The sequence below is a fragment of the Pseudomonas sp. 2995-3 genome, assembly GCF_002742565.1.
Classification (GTDB): domain Bacteria; phylum Pseudomonadota; class Gammaproteobacteria; order Pseudomonadales; family Pseudomonadaceae; genus Aquipseudomonas; species Aquipseudomonas edaphica.
On record NZ_LJSB01000114.1, the window covers coordinates 1 to 245 of the forward strand.

At 38.4% G+C, this 245-nt stretch carries 1 protein-coding gene; it reads left to right on the forward strand.

Annotated features, from left to right (window positions below; translation table 11 throughout):
• The coding region (mraW, locus tag AOA62_RS05100) for a 16S rRNA (cytosine(1402)-N(4))-methyltransferase (RefSeq protein WP_099548041.1) at positions 1–208 on the forward strand (208 nt) is incomplete at its 5' end.
• Positions 209–245 lie beyond the last annotated feature (37 nt).

Here is a 245-nt window from a genome sequence, read left to right on the forward strand (position 1 = left end):
CCATTCATTAGAAGACCGAATTTGTAAGCAGGTTTTTAAACGGAGAAGTACACCACCAGAGCTTCCTAAAGATTTACCAATTATACCTGAAGGGTTTGAAGGAGAACTTTTACTAGTTACTCGCAAACCAATTCTTGCAAGTGAGGAAGAATTAGAAAATAATTCACGCGCACAGTCCGCGAAGTTGCGTATAGCAGAGAAAAAATAAAGGAGGAAAAATCAATGAGTCCATTAGTGGAAAAGCA